Here is a 375-nt window from a genome sequence, read left to right on the forward strand (position 1 = left end):
GATAAAGGCATGCACTTCATGTTCATTGGCGCCCGCCCAAACTTTTATAAAGTGATTGTCTTTGTAGAAAGAATATTCTTCGCTCCGGCCTTTATAGATCTTTAGTTTGTAAAAAGGAATTACCAGCGAATAGGATTCCCCTGCTGCCCTAAAACTTATCATAACACCCTTAGGACGAATTTCTATAGTACAATGACTGTTTCCCTCATTGAGTACAAGTAAATTATAGATCTCAATACTTGCGGCGGTGATTGGAATATTTTGCAGACTCGTGCCTTCCAGTTCTTTTCTTTCTTCAAGGGGAAATGCTTTGCCTATCAAGTGATTGATTTCCTCTCTTTTCTCATTAAAATCCTTCGAAATATTAACTAGCAT

General features: G+C 37.9%; 1 protein-coding gene. It reads right to left on the reverse strand.

The features are described 5' to 3' along the window. The coding region (locus tag HC176_RS17500) for a hypothetical protein (RefSeq protein WP_167920281.1) at positions 1-375 on the reverse strand (375 nt) is incomplete at both ends.

The sequence above is a fragment of the Tamlana crocina genome (assembly GCF_012037625.1).